The 16645-nt window shown below is 41.0% G+C and carries 15 protein-coding genes and 3 tRNA genes; 9 read left to right on the top strand and 9 right to left on the bottom strand.

The genetic code is table 11. The annotated features are described in order from the left end of the window. The first annotated feature begins 2 nt into the window (after nucleotides 1–2). From SYN7509_RS0212315 to SYN7509_RS0212310, 3 genes are all read left to right on the top strand, one after another. A complete protein-coding gene (locus tag SYN7509_RS0212315; protein ID WP_009632363.1) occupies nucleotides 3–3281 on the top strand; it encodes an efflux RND transporter permease subunit in 3279 nt (1092 codons plus the stop codon). Between the two features lie 291 nt (nucleotides 3282–3572). Next, the gene (locus tag SYN7509_RS31320; RefSeq protein ID WP_255327309.1) at nucleotides 3573–3701 is read left to right on the top strand and encodes a hypothetical protein; all 129 of its coding nucleotides are present in this window, start codon (nucleotides 3573–3575) and stop codon (nucleotides 3699–3701) included. A gap of 347 nt (nucleotides 3702–4048) precedes the next feature. Continuing rightward, entirely contained in the window at nucleotides 4049–4750 is a 702-nt protein-coding gene (locus SYN7509_RS0212310; RefSeq protein ID WP_009632362.1) for an acyltransferase, read from the top strand. Here SYN7509_RS0212310 and SYN7509_RS0212305 read toward each other — a convergent pair. The 3 genes from SYN7509_RS0212305 to uvrC are packed head-to-tail and all read right to left on the bottom strand — an operon-like array spanning nucleotide 4731 to nucleotide 8883. Further along, complete coding sequence (locus SYN7509_RS0212305) at nucleotides 4731–6287, bottom strand: FAD-dependent monooxygenase family protein (protein WP_009632361.1); 1557 nt, start codon at nucleotides 6285–6287, stop codon at nucleotides 4731–4733. The two genes, SYN7509_RS0212310 and SYN7509_RS0212305, sit on opposite strands and share 20 nt — an antisense overlap. 4 nt (nucleotides 6288–6291) lie before the next feature. Next, complete coding sequence (locus SYN7509_RS30695) at nucleotides 6292–6822, bottom strand: hypothetical protein (RefSeq protein ID WP_009632360.1); 531 nt, start codon at nucleotides 6820–6822, stop codon at nucleotides 6292–6294. 30 nt (nucleotides 6823–6852) lie between these two features. Then, complete coding sequence (gene uvrC, locus SYN7509_RS0212295) at nucleotides 6853–8883, bottom strand: excinuclease ABC subunit UvrC (RefSeq protein WP_009632359.1); 2031 nt, start codon at nucleotides 8881–8883, stop codon at nucleotides 6853–6855. Between the two features lie 275 nt (nucleotides 8884–9158). On the opposite strand from uvrC, the gene SYN7509_RS0212290 reads away from it, so the two are divergent. Next, nucleotides 9159–9338 (top strand): hypothetical protein, encoded by a 180-nt coding sequence (locus SYN7509_RS0212290; protein ID WP_009632358.1) that lies wholly within the window; start codon nucleotides 9159–9161, stop codon nucleotides 9336–9338. A gap of 18 nt (nucleotides 9339–9356) precedes the next feature. On the opposite strand, the gene SYN7509_RS0212285 is transcribed toward SYN7509_RS0212290, so the two are convergent. The 5 genes from SYN7509_RS0212285 to SYN7509_RS0212265 all read right to left on the bottom strand — a co-directional run bounded on the left by SYN7509_RS0212285 (nucleotide 9357) and on the right by SYN7509_RS0212265 (nucleotide 13506). Continuing rightward, the gene (locus SYN7509_RS0212285; protein ID WP_009632357.1) at nucleotides 9357–9794 is read right to left on the bottom strand and encodes a response regulator; all 438 of its coding nucleotides are present in this window, start codon (nucleotides 9792–9794) and stop codon (nucleotides 9357–9359) included. A gap of 352 nt (nucleotides 9795–10146) precedes the next feature. Continuing rightward, on the bottom strand, nucleotides 10147–11328 hold the full coding sequence (locus SYN7509_RS0212280) for an LL-diaminopimelate aminotransferase (RefSeq protein ID WP_009632356.1): 1182 nt from the start codon (nucleotides 11326–11328) through the stop codon (nucleotides 10147–10149). A gap of 29 nt (nucleotides 11329–11357) precedes the next feature. Continuing rightward, on the bottom strand, nucleotides 11358–11684 hold the full coding sequence (locus SYN7509_RS0212275; protein ID WP_009632355.1) for a thioredoxin family protein: 327 nt from the start codon (nucleotides 11682–11684) through the stop codon (nucleotides 11358–11360). A 139-nt stretch (nucleotides 11685–11823) separates the two neighbouring features. Further along, entirely contained in the window at nucleotides 11824–12606 is a 783-nt protein-coding gene (locus tag SYN7509_RS0212270; protein WP_009632354.1) for a PspA/IM30 family protein, read from the bottom strand. Nucleotides 12607–12792: 186 nt separating this feature from the next. Continuing rightward, nucleotides 12793–13506: a PspA/IM30 family protein gene (locus SYN7509_RS0212265; protein ID WP_028954275.1), complete on the bottom strand. Its 714-nt coding sequence runs from the start codon at nucleotides 13504–13506 to the stop codon at nucleotides 12793–12795. A 123-nt stretch (nucleotides 13507–13629) separates the two neighbouring features. Here SYN7509_RS0212265 and SYN7509_RS0212260 point away from each other — a divergent pair, with 123 nt between their 5' ends. Together SYN7509_RS0212260 and SYN7509_RS0212255 are read left to right on the top strand one after the other, a co-directional pair. After that, complete coding sequence (locus SYN7509_RS0212260; protein ID WP_009632352.1) at nucleotides 13630–14181, top strand: DciA family protein; 552 nt, start codon at nucleotides 13630–13632, stop codon at nucleotides 14179–14181. 497 nt (nucleotides 14182–14678) lie between these two features. Next, nucleotides 14679–14993 (top strand): hypothetical protein, encoded by a 315-nt coding sequence (locus SYN7509_RS0212255; protein ID WP_009632351.1) that lies wholly within the window; start codon nucleotides 14679–14681, stop codon nucleotides 14991–14993. 170 nt (nucleotides 14994–15163) lie between these two features. On the opposite strand, the gene menB is transcribed toward SYN7509_RS0212255, so the two are convergent. Beyond that, on the bottom strand, nucleotides 15164–15997 hold the full coding sequence (gene menB / locus SYN7509_RS0212250; RefSeq protein ID WP_009632350.1) for a 1,4-dihydroxy-2-naphthoyl-CoA synthase: 834 nt from the start codon (nucleotides 15995–15997) through the stop codon (nucleotides 15164–15166). 186 nt (nucleotides 15998–16183) lie between these two features. Between menB and SYN7509_RS29715 the strand changes: the two genes are divergently transcribed. The 3 genes from SYN7509_RS29715 to SYN7509_RS29705 all read left to right on the top strand — a co-directional run bounded on the left by SYN7509_RS29715 (nucleotide 16184) and on the right by SYN7509_RS29705 (nucleotide 16618). Beyond that, a tRNA-OTHER gene (locus tag SYN7509_RS29715) sits at nucleotides 16184–16314 on the top strand. Nucleotides 16315–16342: 28 nt separating this feature from the next. Further along, a tRNA-OTHER gene (locus SYN7509_RS29710) sits at nucleotides 16343–16481 on the top strand. A 14-nt stretch (nucleotides 16482–16495) separates the two neighbouring features. Continuing rightward, nucleotides 16496–16618, top strand: a tRNA-Met gene (locus tag SYN7509_RS29705). Nucleotides 16619–16645: the final 27 nt, after the last annotated feature.

The raw sequence follows: 16645 nt of genomic DNA, 5'->3' as shown, positions 1-16645 counted from the left end.
TAATGCAGGATAACGGAAAAGTCGCAGGATTTAGTATTAGTGCGATCGCAATCAAACAGCATATTGGTACATTGATGCTGACCCTTGCTGTAGTAGTGCTGGGAATATTCTTTTTTACAACTATTCAAGTCGATTTACTGCCATCAATTACTTATCCCCGGATTGGTGTCAGGCTTGATGCTCCAGGCATTTCTCCTGAAGTTGCTATTGATGAAATTACTAGACCGTTAGAGGAAGCATTAGCAGCAACAGAAAATGTTGAGCAAGTATTTTCTCGCACTCGTGAAGGACAAGTTAGCTTAGACTTATTTTTTCAACCAGGGGGAGATATCGACCAAGCCCTTAACGATGCTACGGCAGCTTTTAACCGTGCTAGAGGCAATCTTCCCGATACGATAGAAGAACCAAGAATATTTAAGTTCGATCCTTCTCAGTTGCCTGTTTACGAATTGGCGCTAACTTCTACCTCATTGCAAGGTAAAGATTTGCGGGTATTTGCAGATGAAGAATTAGCCCGCGAATTAAGCGTTGTCCCCGGAGTTGCATCAGTAGATGTATCGGGAGCGGCGGAAGAAGAAGTAGGTGTAAATGTTGATCTCAACCGCTTGCAATCTGTGGGAGTTGGTTTAGTTGATGTTTTAGATGGGTTGAGAGCGCGCAATCAAGATATTTCGGGCGGACGCATTCAAGGAGATAATTCTGAGCCATTAACTCGGACAGTGGGACGGTTTCAAAACGCCGAAGAAATCAATAATTTATCTTTTGATGTGGGGACGGCTAATGCTGAAACTCCCCGCCGTCAAGTTTATTTAAGAGATTTTGCCCAAGTAAATGATGGCACAGAAGATCAAAGAGTCTCTGTTTTTCTCAACCGTCAACCCGCCGTAAAACTATCTATTCAAAAACAACCCGACGCTAACACTATTAATATTGTTGATGGGGTGAAGGCAAGAATTGAGGAGTTGCGTCAATCCGGCTTGATTCCCGCCGATATGGTACTAACGCCAACTTCTGACGAATCTCGGTTTATTCGTAATTCCTTAGCAGACGTTACTAATTCTGCGGTTACTGGGGCATTACTTGCCGCCGCCGCCGTGTTGTTATTTTTGGGTTCGCTGAGACAAACATTTATTATTACTTTGGCAATTCCGCTTTGTACGTTGGCGGCAATTATTTTAATGAGTCTATTCGGACTAACTTTAAATGTATTTAGTCTGGCAGGTTTGACTTTAGGAATCGGTCAAGCTATTGATACATCTGTCGTAATTTTAGAAAATATTGCTGTTAATACTAACAAAACTTCAGGCAAAGGCGATCGCCCACTAACGCCTAGCGAAACTACCGCCAATGCTCAAGAAGCGGCTCAAGAAGTAGAATCAGCCTTAGTTGCAGCTACTAGCGCCAACTTAGTTTCGGTACTGCCATTTTTACTTATTGGTGGCTTTATTTCCCTATTATTTAACGAACTTATTTTAACTATTAGTTTTGCCGTTGCTGCAAGTTTATTAGTTGCTATTACCATCGTCCCGATGCTGGCTTCTCGGCTATTATCAATTCCTTGGTCTAGTAATGTAGGCAATTTTTGGCTAATTCGTACTTTTAACGATCGCTTTGAAGCCGCAACCCAAGGATACGCTAGATTTTTGGGGCGAGTAGTACGCTATAGACTAATTGTAGTTGCAACGGCGGTAATTATTTTAGGTGGCGGTACGGTGTGGATGATTGGGCAAATTCCCCAAGAAATTCTCCCCCGCATTAGTACCGGACAAGTTAACCTCCGCGCTCAATTTCCCCCTGGTACGCCGTTAGCAACAAGTCAGCAAATAATGGAAATTGTTGATGGTATCCTCCGCCGTCAACCAGAAACAGAGTATGCGTTTACTACAGTAGGAGGCTCATTATTTGGTAGCAGTACCACAGAAAATCCTTTACGCAGTAGTAGTACAATTACGCTCAAACCAGGGGAAGATACCGAAGCTTTTGCAGAGAAACTAAAGCCAGAATTTGCCAAACTTAACTTAGTAGGAACTAGGTTAAATATTACTCCAGGTCAAGTACGAGGACTAATTTTAACGAATACTCCCGCTCAAGGATCGGAAATTGATGTAATCTTGCAAGGTGAGAGCGATCGCACGTTACGAGAAGCTGGCGCTCAAGTAGTTCAAGCATTAGAAGGCATAAAACTCGCTCAATTTCGCCCCGATGCTGACCCCCGCCAACCAGAAATTCAAATTCGTCCCGATTGGGAACGAGTAGCAGATTTAGGACTAACAGCGCAAGCTATTGGCGATACGATACAAACAGCAATTGAAGGCTCTGTACCAACACAAATTCAACGGGGAAATCGATTAGTAGATGTGCGCGTCCAGTTGGCGCGAGAATCTATTAACCAACCTTCCCAGTTAGAAAGTTTGCCTTTGTTTGTGCAAAATAATCAGCAAATTCGCCTTGCAGATATTGCCACTATTAGTACCGGACAAGCACCGGGAGAAATTCAAAGAATTAATCAAAGACAAGCTTTTATTCTGGCGGGAAATCTCAGCGAAGGAGCAAGTTTAGGCGATGCGCTGGCGGAAGTGCAGCAAGTTGTCAGCACTATTAAATTACCCGAAGGTGTTTCTATTGTTCCTAGTGCGGCGGCGGAGACTAATAGAGAATTACAAAAATCTTTGCAGCTATTGGGAGGACTAGCTACTTTCTTGATTTTTGTGGTTATTTCTGTACAATACAACTCGCTTATCGATCCATTAGTAATTATGCTAACAGTACCTCTGGCTTTAGCTGGTGGGTTGTTTGGGCTTTATATTACTAATACTGCGATCGGTGCAACTGTTTTAGTTGGTGCGGTATTACTGGTGGGTATAGTCGTAAACGCGGCGATTTTGATGGTAGAACTAGCCAATCAAATTTTAGAAGAGCAAGGTAGTAGCATTAACCTTTCCAAGCAAGACGCACGCACGGCGGCAATTTTGCAAGCTGCACCCCAAAGATTGCGCCCCATTATGATGACTACTATTACTACTATTTTGGGTTTGTTTCCTCTGGCGCTAGGAATTGGTGAAGGTACAGAATTTTTGCAACCATTAGGAATTGTAGTTTTTAGCGGTATGGCGATCGCAACAATGCTTACTTTATTTATCATTCCTTGCTTTTATATTCTGCTGCATGGTGTTTTTGGTAAAGATTGGACAAAGCTATTGAGTGTCAAATATAAAACAATAAGCAAGTTAATCAGCCGCAGAAGCACAGGTACACGGAAAAAGAATAAAAAAATTAATTAGCGATTCTGGCTGCAAATCCCTTTTTTTTGGATTAATAGCTAAAAATAAGCCATTAATTAGCTATTGTTACTGTTTTAACTTAAAAACCTTCTTAACCAATAATTTAAAAAAATACCGGAAAATTTAACTTTTCTGGATTTTTGAATTGAGAAACGTCGATATTTAGCTTCATCGTTTCTTTATGTCTTTACAGGAGTGCTTTATCTTAACTTTATAAAACACTCTAAATATATTGTTAGTATTAGGGTAAGAAAGTAAACTTAAACGGTCTTCAGACCAGCTTTTTCTATTGTGACTACAGCAGATAACCATAGAAACTGGATACAAGAAAACCGCCACCGCAGCCGGGGAAGCACCTATTTATTTGCCCCGATGGTGGAATTTAATATTATGTCAAATGTTGGAGATTGTCCCCCATAGCTTGGGCAGACAACAATTTAGAAAATATTGCGCTTAAAATCAAAGACATTTTTAGTATTGCGGTGACTAAATAGAAATCAATCTATCGATTTTACAGACCGATTCAAGCAAGTGCATATTTATTTGCAAATGTCAATGGTCTGCTTAGTTGCCAGCTAAACAAAACCGTTTGATTGAGTAGCTCATTAATGCACGAAGCCTTAACCGGGCGTACTTGGGCGATGACTTTTTACCAAATTGAAACCTATTAGTCTCAACTTCGCTTTTATTGAAAATAAGGGTCGATCCTATACACGCCAAGATCGAGCAACAGCACTTTATAAATAAAGCATTAGAGCGATAAAACCATGATCTTCATTGACACGGCTAAGTTTACACGTGCAAAAGAGCTTTTAATCACTACTTGTCTAAATTGGATTCCGCTAATTGCTGGCGGAGTCTTCATCCGCAATCTGGCTTACCGTCTAATCTTTAAAAAAATAGGAAGGTCAGTTTATATTCAAGACGGCGCTGAATTAATTGGAGCTAATAAAATTGAAGTTGGTAGCGACTCTTATATTGCTAGTGGTGCGAGCATAATCATCCGCGCCATCAATAGTAAAGTCTTGATTGGGTCTAGAGTTAAAATCGACAAAGGAGTAATTATTGGTTCATCCGGCGATAACTGCTGTATTGAAATTGACGAACATACACTTATTGGCTCCTATACCTGTATTGGCGGCCCTGGCAATGTCAAAATTGGTAAGTATTGTTTAATTGCAGCCCATTGCGGCATTATTGCTAACAATCACATTTTTTCCGACCCGATAGAGATGATTCGCCAACAAGGATTGACTTGTCGGGGTATAGTCATTGAAGATAATTGTTGGCTGGGTTACGGAGTAAAAATATTAGATGGCGTAACTATTGGTGAAGGTAGTGTAATTGGCGCAGGAGCAGTAGTAACTAAAGATATTCCCCCATATTCTGTTGCTGTTGGGATACCAGCTAAAGTAGTTCGCAGCCGCCAGAGAGTGGAGAGTCTATTAGCTAATCAAAAAAATTGTTAGAAAATAGATCGTATCCCGAACCATATTGCCATTGATCTAAAATGCGATGACAGTAATATTGCTGTGCGGGGGGTAAATATTTTACCCAACCTGGCAATCTTGCGCCTATCTTAAATAAAACCGTGTAAATTCCCAAGCTGATATAGTGAATAGTCCAGTCCACTAAGCTAAATATACCGACTTGAGGAATTACTTTAGCAATTAAGAAGGGATGATTTTGAGCAGTTTTGAGTAGAGTTTGCGTTAAGCCAGAAAACTGCACTACATCTTGCAAAAATGGCTTTAAAACTGGTTCGCCTAGTTGTTGCATTTGAGCAAATACGGCAGAAAGTAAGCTATTAATTTGATTGGAGTCAAGTTTTTGACCTATACTTGCTCTCATTGCCTTTTGAAATAGCCAAGTAACGCTTAAATTAGACTGATAAGGTTGCAATTGCTTCAATGCTGGCGCTGATAACTGTTCTGTATTTAAAGCTTCATTAATCCCTAAAGTTAAACGTTTGAGATGACGTACCATTGAGCCAAAACCGCCAAAGCTTAATGGTGATTGATTTCCGCTACTATCGCCAATGGGTAAAATTCGCCCCCAAGGGAAATATAATTGCTGACGGTAGGCGGGAAAAAAACCAAATAGCGCCCTTTGCAACTGTAATTGACTTAGTTCTACATTTTGATACTCTGGTAATAAACGCAGATATTCGGCAAACAATGTCTCTAATCCAATATGTTGCGCGTTTAAGTCCATGTAGGTAAATAAATAAGTAGTTCTCCCATCGCGCGCCGGAAAAGCTTCCCAAAAGTATTGACAATTATTGAGTAAAGGCGTGAATGATGCTAATAAATCCCCCTGATTATTGGGCGGAAATCCTTTAGCGCAACTACCTACAACTAAACAAACACCATCAGGCTTTTTTCCTTGTCTTGCTTGCTGAACTATGGGGGAAAAATTACCCATCGCATCTAACAACAAACGGGTGCTAAAAGTGTTAGACACTAAAACGCCATTAGGATGAACGACAGCGCTATCAAAGGCAGTATTTTCAAATAGCTTACCACCCGCCGCCAGAAATTTATTTTTGACGGTTTCTAGTAAATAAATGGGATCTACGCCAATATTGAGAACGTCATTTATACAGACTTCTGTACCGCCAAGGAAGCTAACACGGGCGGGGTTATACTGAGTTGCGATCGCATTATCTAATTCTTGCTGGCTTAACAAATCCAATTCTAAAAATACTTCCAATTCCGAGCGCGATATATTCCATTCTTGCTCTCTCCCGCGCAAAACCCCTCGCTCTAACAAAGCTACGCGCCAGCCTCGTTTGACTAAAGCAAACCCAATTAAAATTCCTAACGTCCCGCCGCAGATAACCACGTCCCAATCTACAGTCTCTAAAGGTATATTACTTTGGGTTATTACTTGAGGAATAGGCGCAGTGTTTTCTCGTAGAGTAGTAAGAAGGCGATCGCTTTTCCTTAATCCGCCGAATACATCACCTGGTAATTTTTTTAAAACTTCTTCAACTACTAAGGTCATAAAACTAATTTGTTAACCCAAAAACCTTAGCAAAGCCACCTAACACCGCCAAGATTAAACCGATAATTACACCACGATTGATAAATTCTTGGGTATCGATTCGTTTGGTAATACCGTCAACTTTTTCTGCTAATATCTCAATTTCGCCTTTTAAAGAAGTTTCAACTCTAACTAAGTCTGTTTTAAATCCACTAAAACCTACGTTCATTTGCTCTCTTAAATTTGTCACTTCTGACCTTAAAGCAGCGTTATCCTTTGTCACTTCTGACCTTAAAGCAGCGTTATCCTTTGTCAATTCTGACCTTAAAGCAGCGCTGTCCTTTGCCACTTCTGACCTTAAAGCAGCATTATCTTTTGTCACTTCTGACCTTAAAGCCCCAAATTCCTCAGCTACTTTTGTTTTGAAGTCACCAAGGTCTTCAGCCACTTTATCGATTTTTCCCTCTAGTCTGTCTATTTTGTTATCTAGCTTATCAAACCTACCATCTAGCCTAGTTAGGATTTCTTTTAAATCGTAGTCAATCGTATTTGTCATTTTGTTTGCGTTTAAAGTGAGGACTCTATCTTAAGCCGGATGAAAATAATTGTAGATTTCCTGGGCTAAATGCGAACCAATCCCCGGCGCTTGGGTTAACTGCTCTGTAGTTGCTTGACGGATATAATCAACAGAGCGAAAATGTGCGAGTAATTGCTTTTGTCTGTGGTAGCCCAAACCTGGAATATCATCTAAACGCGATCGCTTTAATTTATCGCTTCTCTGTTGTCTGTGAAAACTAATTGCAAATCTATGGGCTTCATCTCTCAACCGCCGCAATAACTGCACTCCTGGCTGTTCTGATTGAGTAGGAATCGGTTTTGATTCCCCCGGTGTAAATATCTCCTCTCGTTGCTTTGCTAAACTTACTACGTGCAAATCTTCTAGCAAGTTCATCTCTTGCAAAACTGCCACTACTGAAGATAATTGTCCTTTACCGCCATCAATCATCACTAAATCTGGCCAATCAGGATTTCCCACCCGTGCTAATTGTGGATCTTGTCCATACTTGCGAAAACGCCGACTAATTACCTCAGCCAAACTTGCGAAGTCATCCGAATGTCCCGCCGTAACGTTAGGGTTTTTAATTTTGTAATGGCGATAGTATTGTTTAGCTGGCAATCCGTCGATAAATACTACCTGCGACGCAACCGCATTAGCGCCTTGAATGTGGGAAATGTCGTAACCTTCAATGCGGCGCGGTAATTCGGGCAAATCTATAATAGCGGCTAAATCTTCCATCGCTTGAGAATTAGCATCGCTTAACTTTTGCGTCCGCGCCAACTCGTACTCAGCATTGCGTTCAACCATTTCAATCAATTCAGCTTTTGTCGAGCGCTGGGGAGTAAGAATCGCTACTTTTCGCCCTTTGCGATCGCTCAATACTTCAGCTAACATCTCTGTCTGCGGCAATTCGTGCTGAACTAATATCTCTGTAGGTATCTCTACAGAATCCGCCGTTTGATAATGTTCTTCTAATACTCTTTGTAAAATCGCTCCCGCGTCGGCGTGAATATCAGCAACAAAACCTAGTCTCCCTACCAATTTTCCCGCCCGAATTTGGAATAATTGAATACAAGCGTGTTGCTCGTTAGCCGCCAGTGCGATCGCATCTCTCGATACGGTATCATCAGGCAAAGATACTTTTTGATGGGCGTTAAGCGACTTTAACCCGGCAATTTGATCCCGCAGTCGCGCCGCCGATTCAAAGTTCATTTCCTCGGCGGATTTCTGCATCTGCGCGGTTAATATATCAACCAATTCCTGCGCTCGTCCTTGAAATACCATTGCCACTTTCTGGACGGTTTTTCGGTAGTCTTCTGGTGTAATTAATTTTTGACATACCCCCGGACACTTACCCAAATCGTAGTTAAGACAGGGACGATCTTTAAATAAGGGCTGCGGACGTTGCTTGAGGGCAAAAAGGCGTTTAGCTATCCGCAATACATTCCGCAATAGCCCCGCATCCGTGTACGGGCCATAAAACTTATCTTTTTCTTTCCCTATTCTGCGGTTGCGAGTGATAAAAATGCGCGGGTATTCTTCCGACCAAGTAATGCAAACATAGGGATATTTTTTATCATCCTTAAGTAAGACATTAAAATACGGCTGATGCTGCTTAATTAAATTTGCTTCGAGTGCTAGAGCCTCAGATTCGGTATCGGTAACAATAAATTCAATTTCTGTTACTTGCCTTACCATCATAGAAATGCGATCGCTGAGTTTCTGTGCTTGCCTAAAGTAGGAACTAACGCGCGATCTTAGCGCCCTTGATTTGCCTATATACATAATGCGATCGCTAATATCGCGCATTATATACACTCCCGGTTCTCTGGGGATTTCTTTAAGGCGAGCGGCTAAACGTTCTCTGTCTTTTACTAATGGTGAGTTAGCTGCTTTTTTTGCTGGTATTATCTGTGTGGGCAAATCTTCTGGTTCTAGCAAGGTTTGTGTCTTTGTCATCACGTTGCGCCCATTTATAACAGTGCTGGCTTTTTGCTCTAGCTTGCGAGCGAAAATTTCCCTCGGTTTTGGCGCTGCTTCGCCGTTCTTAAATGCCACCGTTTCTTAATTCTACTTTGGTTAATAGTTGTCAGACATCTGGCGATCGCAAGTATTAGATTTATTTTTTTAGTTTTTTAAGTGCAAATACTGAAAAATTAATATCACAAGTGCTAAATTATACTTATATAATTTTGTAAAGTTGTTATCAACTTTTTGATTATTAAGATGAAATTATGGCATTTAAGCATAGATTTATCTGTGTGGCAGATTAAATTAGTAGAAAGGGATAAAAATAAAATTTTAAGTAAGTTAGCAATATCCTAGTTATAAATATGAATTTAGATGAATTTGAAAACCAGTATCGCCGCGATCTTGAGTCCAACCTCAATCGGCTGCAAACAGCAGTTTTACTAATTGCTCAACTAGAAGCTATTGTTAATGATGTTGGTCAAGACTTGCAAAATTTGACTTTAGTTTTTGAAGAATATGTAAACAGCCAAAGATCGAACTGAGTTTAGATTACTTTGCTTTTAATTAGACCACTTATTTAGTTCTTGAGAAATAGCTTGGCTCAAATCGTTTAGATTAACTGGTTTAATAAAATACTGGCGCGCACCTAGATTTAAAGCTCGTTGACTATCAGCTTTAAAAGCAAAAGCCGAAACAATAATTACTGGAATATTTTGCCACTGCGAATCATTTTGTAGTTGCTCTAATATACTATAACCGTCAATGTCTGGCAACTTCAAGTCTAATAAAATTAAGTGCGGTTGAAAAGCAGCTAATTCCTCAAAAAACTTAGCTCCACAAGCTAAACTAAGCACTTGATAACCGCAAAAAACTAGATAATCATCTAGCATTAACCGATTGAGATTATTATCTTCAACAACCAATAAACGTTTTAGTTTAGTATGTTGGGGTGAAGCTTCACCGGATTTTACCTTTGGACTTTTTCTATTGCTACCCACGAGTTTATTAGTTATGGAACTCGATTAAAAAAGTATTGAAAAGTTGTAGCCAAGTTGACTGATTGAGCTTTAAAGTGCGACTTCAAAGCTCACTTTAAATTAAAAAGCATATTAAGATTTTTGTAAAGTTTATTTGTATATTTTAAACCAAACTAAATAAGCAAAATCATCCTAAAGGTAGTAGTTAAGGTTGTAAATAACTTAATCATAAACCTTTTGCATGAATTTAGAAAGACTTTCTAAAACTGGGAGAGTTAGGAATTGAACATTATTCGCGTAAAAAGTCAAGTATTTAATAGAGACTTGAGATTAAATTGGGTACATATACAAAAAATCGGAGTAAGCAACGGGACTACAAGCCGAACTTTTCGGTAAACAACTCAGATATTTTATGAGCAGCGACTTTTAAAATAGCTGGCTCGTGTACCAAAGCAAATCTCACGTACCCCTCGCCAAATTTGCCAAAGCCTGCACCAGGGGAAGCCGCAACTCCGGTAGCTTCTACTAAATGAGTGCAAAACTCTATAGAATTACTAGACCAAGGAGCGGGTAACTTTGCCCAAATATACATAGTGGCGGAGGGAGTAGGAACAAGCCAGCCAATTTGGTTTAAAGCTGTGATAAAAGTATCTCGACGTTGACGGAAGGTGTCTTTAGCAGCTTCTACCCCGGCTTGATCGCCAGTCATTGCAGCGATCGCCCCGTTTAAGATTCCTTGATACTGATTAAAGTCAACGGCGGCTTTTACTTGTCTTAAAGCTTGAATTAGTTGAGAGTTACCGATCGCATAACCAACGCGAAAACCGCCCATATTGTAGGACTTAGAAAGAGTAAAAAACTCAATAGACACGCTTTTATCAACATCAGCTTGCAAAACTGAGGGTGCTACTTGCTCGTCAAATACCATATCCACGTAGGGAAAATCATGGACTAAAACTAAATTATGCTGCTGACAAAAAGCAACGGCGGTTTGAAAAAAAGTAAGAGGTGCGATCGCACTGGTGGGATTATGAGGGTAGCTAAGTACCATCATCTTCGATTGAGCAAGAACGGTAGCAGGAATATCCTCAAACACTGGTAAAAAGGCATTTTCTGCTAGAACTGGCATCGGGTAAATTTGCCCGTTAGCTAGATAAACTCCCCCCGCATGAGAAGGATATCCCGGATCGAGCAATAGAGCGTAATCGCCAGGATTTAGTATTGCTAGGGGTAAATGGGCTGTACCTTCTTGAGAGCCAATTAAGGGCAAAACTTCAGTTTCTGGATCTACCGCAATGCCAAACTTTTGCTCGTACCAATTAGCCGCCGCTTGACGGAATTTTTGCGTCCCGTTAAACAGCAAATAACCGTGAGTACGAGGATCGTGCAGCGATTGGGCAATTGCGTCAATTACGTGCGGTGCAGTAGCTAAGTCAGAAGAACCCAAAGACAAGTCGATTATCTCCTTACCTGCCGCTCTCGCAATCGCCTTTGCTTTATCCATATCAGCAAACACATTTGCTTGCAGAAAATTTAAACGTTTAGCAAATTCCATAACCAATTTTTGAAGGTGCGATCGCGCTATTAATTGAGATGAGGATCGAGAAAGCTAATTAATTTGGGTTTAGCGATCGCACCTTCGGAGGAGGCTATTAGCTGCGAACCTTGAAATAGTCTTAACGCGGGTACGCCTTCCACCTGATATTGCTTGACGGTGACTTGATTTGGGTCTACTTCCATTTTTACTACTTTCAAGCGATCGCTATAGTTCTCTGCTGCCCAGTTTATGACTGGGGACATCAAACGACAAGGGCCGCACCAAGCAGCCCAAAAGTATACTAAAACTGGCTGACTTGCTTGGATTACTTCGGTGTCAAATTCTGGATCGTTAATGGCGATCGCGTTACTCATAAATTTTATTGTTTAAGCCTTTTCCTACAATAAACCGAACTGACCGCTAAAAATTATTACTCTGTCTAAAGCACTCTAATAGACTAATTGCTAGTAATGGTCTACTAGAGTGCTGATTTGGTTTAGACTTGCGGGCAACTTAAAGGTTGTCTAACTGCTTGCGTAACTGGTCTAGTTCCGCATCTACAACCTCGTTAGATTGTGGGTTGGCTGGTTTATCGGTGGCTTGAGGAAGTGAAGGGGTACTCGCAGAAGTAGCAGGGCCTAAAGACATTTGAGCTTTGAGGGCGGCTAATTCATCGTCTACACCGCTACCGGATTCTAACATCGCAAATTGGCTCTCTAGATCCGATCCTGCCAATTCTTGCGCCGACTGAGCGCGGGCTTCCTGCATCAATACTTTTTCTTCCATCCGCTCAAAAGCTGCCATGGCGCTGCTTGTTCCCAATCTGCCTACGGTACTTTGTAAGTTCTCTTGGGCTTTAGCTGCGGCACTACGGGCTTTGAGCATATCTTTTTTGGTTTTCGCCTCAGAGATTTTGCTTTCAAGTCCAATTAAGCTACGCTTGAGAGTGTCAATTTGACCGACTTGGGAATCTAGGCTAGTTCTTAGGCTAGTAGCTGTTTCACCAAAGCTTTTTTTGCGCTCCAAAGCTTGACGGGCTAGGTTTTCGTCACCTTTTTGTAATGCTAGTTGGGCGTTGCGCTGCCACTTATTAGCTTCATTTTGTGATTGATTGTACTGCTGTTCGGAGCGTTTTTGCGCGGCGATCGCTTGAGCCACACCTTGACGCAACTGAACCAAGTCTTCCTGCATTTCTAGGATCGACTGCTCTAACATTTTTTCTGGGTCTTCAGCATTGCTGACCATATCGTTCAGGTTCGATCTGACAACTCGGCTAATGCGATCAAATAATCCCATAACTATTATTAATTCCGTTTTAGGTTTACAAGGGTTTATGGACGGGGCGGCTAATTGAATGCCTAGTTTAAATTCAACCAATGAGCCTATGCTGTTATTTTTAACTTAAGCTCAAGCGTTTTACTTCTGCTCCCAGTAAGGATAATTTTTAAGCAATTTTTACTACTAGCTATATTAACAATTCTTCTAGGATTCTTCTATAGATTTAGGCGGTAGCTGGGCGGGGTTTGATGATATTTGAGCTTTCAATGCCGCTAGTTCCGCATCGACATCGCTGGCGGCGGCAAGAGAAGTAAATTGTTTTTGTAAGTCATCAGTTCCAAGTTCGGCGATCGCCTCTGATTGTGCCTCAAGTTGTAATACTTTTTCTTCCATTTGGGCAAAGGCATTTAAAGAACTTGTTGTATTGACTCCTCCTAACATTTCATTTAGCCTTTGTGAAGCGGTTGCCGAACGCGCTCTAGCGATATACATATCTTTTTTTGTTTTTAGTTCGCCAATTTTTAGTTCTAAAGTTTGCATATCTTTTTTAATCCTGTTGACAACACTACTTTGCTCGCTCATTTGAGCTTTTAGGGCTGTAGCGGTTTCTTGGTAAGATTTGCGCTTAGTTAGGGCTTCTTTGGCTAAAACTTCATTATTTTGATTTAAGGCTAGTTGAGCGCGGCTGTACCAGTCTTGGGCGACAGATTCCGCTTGATTTGCTTGCCTTTCGGTACGTTTTTGGGTAGCGATCGCACTAGCTACAGCTTGCCGCAATTGCACCAAATCGTCTTGCATTTCGGCAACAGTTTGCTCTAGCACTTTTTCTGGATCTTCTGCTTTGCTGACTAGATCGCTAGTATTGGCGCGAATTACTCGTTTGATGCGGTCAATCAGTCCCATGGGACGGTTCTCCATTCACGTTTTTCTGCTGCGATCGCCCTTCACCGCCATGCGGACTACCTATAATTTAAGTAAAATCTGTTGGGCAATTAAATTTATCGTATCGCTTCTTTTGGTATTCCCACTCTAAATCCTGCCATGTCCTTCAAATCCATCGATCGGATTTTAGCTAATGTCCTTCAGCAAAGCAGCTTGCAACAACAGCCTTTTCAACTAGCGTTGCAATATTGGTCGCAAGTTGTGGGTAGTGCTATTACTCCCCATACTCAATTATTATCAATCCAAAAAAATGTGTTGTGGGTGGCAACTTCTAGCGCCGCTTGGGCGCAGACTTTGACTATGGAGCGATCGCGTATTTTAACTAAGCTAAATGTTTATTTGCCTAGTCCTTTAACTGATATTCGCTTTTCGACGGCGCAATGGCAACGGCCCGAAACTATTGCCAAAAATCGCGCCACTGCTGATAATTTTTTTGGGGGCGTTCATCCTAGCGTTTTGGCGAAAGCTACCTCAACTGAACCCAAAGCACCTAAGTGCAAAGATGCTCAAGCAGCCTTTAGCCAGTGGGTAAAAACAACGCAGCAGAAAAATTGTAATTTGCCTCTTTGTCCTCAATGCCAAGCTCCTACGCCTCCTGGGGAATTACAACGCTGGCAAGTTTGCTGTATTTGCGCTGTGAAAGAGTTTTAGAGCTAATCAGCTAGAAGCAATTATCTTTTTAGGCATCTTTTAATTAATTATTTATTTGTTTTTCTTCATCCGTGAAGTTACTGAGCTTTTGCATATAAACATCAATTCTTTAATATTCACATCCCCAAAAGCACGGAATAATAGCTACTTTGCGATCGTTTTCGCGCTTGCACACCAGTTATTTTGATTAAATATAAGCATAAGTTTACTTGTTCTTAATATAGTTTTTTCGTAAATTGCAGCCAATTTTACAGCAATTAAAAATTGTTTAACATTGATCCCCAAATTGAATTTATTAAAATTACTACGTAAGTAAATCCTTTATGTCGAAATATTACTAAAACTAAGTTAAATCTCATCACAATCTAAAGAAAGTATGAAATGAATTTTGCTTAGGGATCGCTACAAACCATGTCTCATAATACTTTGATAAAGAAAGGGCGTTTTCTTCATAGTAGCAAAATGAAAGACATAGATAGTTCTTCAGTCAGCCTTTTATGAAAACCTCAAACCTCCTTACATCGGCTTGCCGTTATTGCCGTTATTACAAGTCAGAAGGACGACGTGGTGGTACGTGCCAATTGCTAGATGGCTCGGTCCACGGAGGCTGGAAGGCTTGCTCTTTGGCGATCCCCGCCTTTGCTCCCTCTTGGGAAAACTTAGAAGACATGATGAATTTGCCTGATGCAATGCCTGCCGTAGCTGCCGAGCGTCCTTTAGTTCGTGAAATAAACCAATCTTCCGAAAAGTCTAACCAAGTAATTAGACCAACAACTAATACGCAATTAGATAGATGCAGCGCTAGAGTATAAAACAATAAAAACAGAAAATGTGTTTTAGCCTGCTCAAAGTTTTAGATTTCTCATTTTTGTATACTGATTTAACATCTAGATTAAAATCGCACCTCAATTAATTAGAGGTGCGATTTTTTATATTGCTTATAAATTTTATTAGCCAAAAAGTAATTTATAAAACCTTCAACTTAAGGCAACCAAGGAAAAGAGCGAAAGTTGGGGGGACGTTTTTCTAAAAATGCTTGTTTGCCCTCTGCGCCTTCTTGAGTCATGTAATAAAGCATAGTGGCATTACCGGCTAATTCCTGTAACCCTGCTTGTCCGTCACAATCAGCGTTAAAAGCCGACTTTAGACAACGAATTGCGATCGGGCTTTTTTCTAATATTTCTTTTGCCCATTGGATACCTTCTATTTCTAATTGTTCCACTGGGACGATGGTATTAACTAAACCCATTTCCAGCGCTTGAGTAGCGGTGTATTGGCGGCATAAATACCAAATTTCTCGCGCCTTTTTTTGCCCCACAATCCGCGCCAGATAACTCGCACCAAATCCACCATCAAAACTCCCGACTTTTGGGCCAGTTTGCCCAAATATAGCGTTATCGGCGGCAATAGTTAGATCGCAAATCAAATGTAAAACATGACCGCCACCGATCGCATAGCCAGCTACTAAAGCAATAATAACTTTAGGCATAGAACGTATCAGGCGTTGCAAGTCTAAGACATTGAGGCGGGGAACACCATCATCATCTATATAGCCAGCATCACCGCGTACGCTTTGATCGCCGCCAGAACAAAAGGCGTATTTGCCATCAGTATGCGGACCCGCACCCGTAAATAGAACTACACCAATACTTGTATCTTCTCTAGCATCAGCGAACGCATTGTAGAGTTCAAAAACAGTTTTTGGGCGGAAGGCGTTGCGCTTGTGGGGGCGATTGATAGTAATTTTGGCGATGCCATCAGCTTTGTGATAGAAGATGTCTTCGTAGGTTTTGGCGGTTTCCCAATTTATTGTCATAGTAAAGGCGATCGCGCTTATTTTAGCCCCAGAATTTTAGCGCGCGTAGTGACTTTGAGCCAAAAACCTAAAATTATTGCTCCAACTCTTGACAATTGAAAATACATATACTACATTTGTAATACAAAGCATTTCACCGAGATGTTGGAAAACGATTGATATTTAGTGATGAGGATTAAATTACTTGTGGCGGGTAGCTCAATTGGTAGAGCGCCAATTTTTGCCTGAAAAGGACGCAGAATCGAGGGTTATCGCTATTAACGAAAAAAACCTTAATTCGCCGGGGGTGCGGGTTCAATTCCCGCTCTGCTACACCAAAAAATCTAAATAAGTAAAGACGTATATGTAGCAGGTGGCGAAATGGTAAACGCGCTAGTTTAAAAAGCCTTAGTTCGCAATCTTGCCCTTAAGGGACGAAGAATTGAGGGTTATCGGGATCTAGTACCGCAAGGTTTGTAGGTTCGATTCCTACTCTGTTACACCAAAATCAAAAACTTGTGATGGGTAGCTCAGTGGTAGAGCGCTAAAACATCCTTATTCGCAACTTGTCTGTAAAGACCGAAGAACTAGGGTTATTGACTCATAATCTAGTGGTCGCAGGTTCGATTCCTGCCCCATCACACATATTTTGCCTGCAAAGGCTGAGGA

Source organism: Synechocystis sp. PCC 7509 (genome assembly GCF_000332075.2).
GTDB lineage: Bacteria > Cyanobacteriota > Cyanobacteriia > Cyanobacteriales > Chroococcidiopsidaceae > Aliterella.
The sequence above is the reverse complement of the archived record's forward strand: the minus strand, read 5'-3'. Positions and strand labels throughout refer to the sequence as shown.